2 rRNA genes are annotated in these 4111 nt (G+C 56.1%); both read right to left on the reverse strand.

The features are described 5' to 3' along the window. Positions 1-1558: ribosomal RNA gene (locus O3T09_RS11720) — 23S ribosomal RNA — on the reverse strand; the annotation flags it as partial. A 436-nt stretch (positions 1559-1994) separates the two neighbouring features. Further along, a 16S ribosomal RNA gene (locus tag O3T09_RS11725) occupies positions 1995-3517 on the reverse strand. Positions 3518-4111 lie beyond the last annotated feature (594 nt).

Below are 4111 nucleotides of genomic sequence, written 5' to 3' on the forward strand. Positions count from 1 at the left end.
CCCCGTCAAAGACGGGGTTCGGGATGGTTCGGGCGGTTAGTATCACCGGCTCAACATGGACGGTTCTTCACTGGTACGGGAATATCAACCCGTTGTCCATCGACTACGCCTGTCGGCCTCGCCTTAGGTCCCGACTTACCCAGGGCAGATTAGCTTGACCCTGGAACCCTTAGTCATCCGGCGGACGGGTTTCTCACCCGTCTTTCGCTACTCATGCCTGCATTCTCACTCGTCCACAATCCACCAGAAGTTACCCGCTGGCTTCACCTCGTGAACGACGCTCCCCTACCCATCCAGCAAAACTGAATGCCACGGTTTCGGCGGTGTACTTGAGCCCCGCTACATTGTCGGCGCGGAATCACTTGACCAGTGAGCTATTACGCACTCTTTCAAGGGTGGCTGCTTCTAAGCCAACCTCCTGGTTGTCTCAGCAACTCCACATCCTTTCCCACTTAGCACACGCTTAGGGGCCTTAACCGGTGGTCTGGGCTGTTTCCCTCTCGACTATGAAGCTTATCCCCCACAGTCTCACTGCCACGCTCTCACTTCCCGGCATTCGGAGTTTGGCTGAAGTCAGTAACCTTGTAGGGCCCATCGTCCATCCAGTAGCTCTACCTCCGGGAAGAAACACGTGACGCTGCACCTAAATGCATTTCGGGGAGAACCAGCTATCACGGAGTTTGATTGGCCTTTCACCCCTACCCACAGCTCATCCCCTCCATTTTCAACTGAAGTGGGTTCGGTCCTCCACGCGCTCTTACACGCGCTTCAACCTGGCCATGGGTAGATCACTCCGCTTCGGGTCTAGGACACGCGACTCAATCGCCCTATTCAGACTCGCTTTCGCTACGGCTTCCCCACACGGGTTAACCTCGCCACGTATCACTAACTCGCAGGCTCATTCTTCAAAAGGCACGCTGTCACCCCACAAGAAGGCTCCAACGGTTTGTAGGCACATGGTTTCAGGTACTATTTCACTCCCCTCCCGGGGTACTTTTCACCATTCCCTCACGGTACTGATCCGCTATCGGTCAACAGGTAGTATTCAGGCTTACCAGGTGGTCCTGGCAGATTCACACGGGATTCCTCGGGCCCCGTGCTACTCGGGCAACCCCCCAACAGCGGCGGAACACATTTCGACTACGGGACTCTCACCCTCTACGGTCCAGCATCCACACTGGTTCGTCTATATGCCCGCACCTCACTGCGCCATGCCGGCAGACATGACAAGGAGGGGCCCACAACACCGCACATGCAACCCCTGCCGGGTATCACACACATACGGTTTAGCCCCATCCGCGTTCGCTCGCCACTACTAACGGAATCACTTTTGTTTTCTCTTCCTGTGGGTACTGAGATGTTTCACTTCCCCACGTTCCCTCCACCCGGTCTATGTGTTCAACCGGGGGTCACACGACACGTCGTGCGGGGTTTCCCCATTCGGAAATCCTGGTCTCAACGTCCGGTTATCGACTCCACCAGGCTTATCGCAGATTCCCACGTCCTTCTTCGGCTCCTGTTGCCAAGGCATCCACCATGCGCCCTTGGAAACTTTCACACACAATGAAAGTCCTCAAATGAGCAATATCTAACTAAGATGTCATTCTCGGCATCACCACACCTCACACACCACCCCAGGGGGAACAGTGCGATCAACGATGCAGCAACAAAAAATAAGATGCTCGCGTCCACTATGCAGTTCTCAAACAACAACCCACACCCCATCCACCAACCCACAAGGCCAGCTTCACAAGATACGGAGACCAGAAACAACAACCCAACCCTCACAGATCAGGGTGCCTGCTGTTCCAGGACCCAACAGTGTGCCAACACCAGCTCGCAGCCACCAACACCACCCATTCCAACCACACCCTCACAGGCATGACGTACTCGAGCACTGCCGGCACCACCACTGGCACCATTCATTGATGTTCCACCCATGAGCAACCCGCCATCACACACGCGGTGATGCAACGGGCACTGATGCTCCTTAGAAAGGAGGTGATCCAGCCGCACCTTCCGGTACGGCTACCTTGTTACGACTTAGTCCCAATCGCTGGTCCCACCTTCGACGGCTCCCCCCACAAGGGTTAGGCCACCGGCTTCGGGTGTTACCAACTTTCGTGACTTGACGGGCGGTGTGTACAAGGCCCGGGAACGTATTCACCGCAGCGTTGCTGATCTGCGATTACTAGCGACTCCGACTTCATGGGGTCGAGTTGCAGACCCCAATCCGAACTGAGACCGGCTTTTTGGGATTAGCTCCACCTCACAGTATCGCAACCCATTGTACCGGCCATTGTAGCATGCGTGAAGCCCAAGACATAAGGGGCATGATGATTTGACGTCGTCCTCACCTTCCTCCGAGTTGACCCCGGCAGTCTCCCATGAGTCCCCACCACGACGTGCTGGCAACATGGAACGAGGGTTGCGCTCGTTGCGGGACTTAACCCAACATCTCACGACACGAGCTGACGACAACCATGCACCACCTGTGAACCCGCCCCAAAGGGGAAACCGTATCTCTACGGCGATCGAGAACATGTCAAGCCTTGGTAAGGTTCTTCGCGTTGCATCGAATTAATCCGCATGCTCCGCCGCTTGTGCGGGCCCCCGTCAATTCCTTTGAGTTTTAGCCTTGCGGCCGTACTCCCCAGGCGGGGCACTTAATGCGTTAGCTGCGGCGCGGAAACCGTGGAATGGTCCCCACACCTAGTGCCCAACGTTTACGGCATGGACTACCAGGGTATCTAATCCTGTTCGCTCCCCATGCTTTCGCTCCTCAGCGTCAGTTACAGCCCAGAGACCTGCCTTCGCCATCGGTGTTCCTCCTGATATCTGCGCATTCCACCGCTACACCAGGAATTCCAGTCTCCCCTACTGCACTCTAGTCTGCCCGTACCCACCGCAGATCCGGGGTTAAGCCCCGGACTTTCACGACAGACGCGACAAACCGCCTACGAGCTCTTTACGCCCAATAATTCCGGATAACGCTCGCACCCTACGTATTACCGCGGCTGCTGGCACGTAGTTAGCCGGTGCTTCTTCTGCAGGTACCGTCACTTTCGCTTCTTCCCTACTGAAAGAGGTTTACAACCCGAAGGCCGTCATCCCTCACGCGGCGTCGCTGCATCAGGCTTGCGCCCATTGTGCAATATTCCCCACTGCTGCCTCCCGTAGGAGTCTGGGCCGTGTCTCAGTCCCAGTGTGGCCGGTCACCCTCTCAGGCCGGCTACCCGTCGTCGCCTTGGTGAGCCATTACCTCACCAACAAGCTGATAGGCCGCGAGTCCATCCAAAACCGATAAATCTTTCCAACACCCACCATGCGGTGGACGCTCCTATCCGGTATTAGACCCAGTTTCCCAGGCTTATCCCAGAGTTAAGGGCAGGTTACTCACGTGTTACTCACCCGTTCGCCACTAATCCACCCAGCAAGCTGGGCTTCATCGTTCGACTTGCATGTGTTAAGCACGCCGCCAGCGTTCATCCTGAGCCAGGATCAAACTCTCCGTAAAAAAATTACAGAACAACACCGTGGCAGCCGGAAATAACCACCACGACATCCATTCAATACCTGGCAGACCATCACCACACCACGGGGGTGGCAGGCGATGATCAACCAATATGTGTTAAAACAATTGGCATCAACAAACTTGGCACACTATTGAGTTCTCAAACAACAGGCGCTTCCAGCTTCAGCGACCCGCTCCGCGGGCCGTTTCGCTCTGGAGCAACTTCTCCATCCTAGACCATCCGTTTCGACCGTGTCAACTCCGTGTCCGAAGCATTCACCGTCCGTTCACATGGCCGGGCTAGAAAACCTTACCACGTGATCCGACCATGTCAACTCCGCTCAACGCGGTGTCAGACACTCACCGGACCATCCACGTGGAAGGCCTTGAAAAGCTTACCACATGATTCCCGGCTGTCAAACCAGATCATCTTCTTCAGGAATCCCGACCCGCATCACTGCCGGCCGCGCACCCGGTGAGCACCACCCGCCCTGGACCTGCCATTCTCGGCATGAATCCGCGGATTCTGTGTTCTTCACCCCGCCTCCCGGTCACCCGGTCGGCGTCTTGAGCACGAGATGGAACTCTACACACGAA

Origin of the sequence: Micrococcus sp. H39-S4 (genome assembly GCF_027158145.1) — a bacterium.
GTDB lineage: Bacteria > Actinomycetota > Actinomycetes > Actinomycetales > Micrococcaceae > Micrococcus > Micrococcus luteus.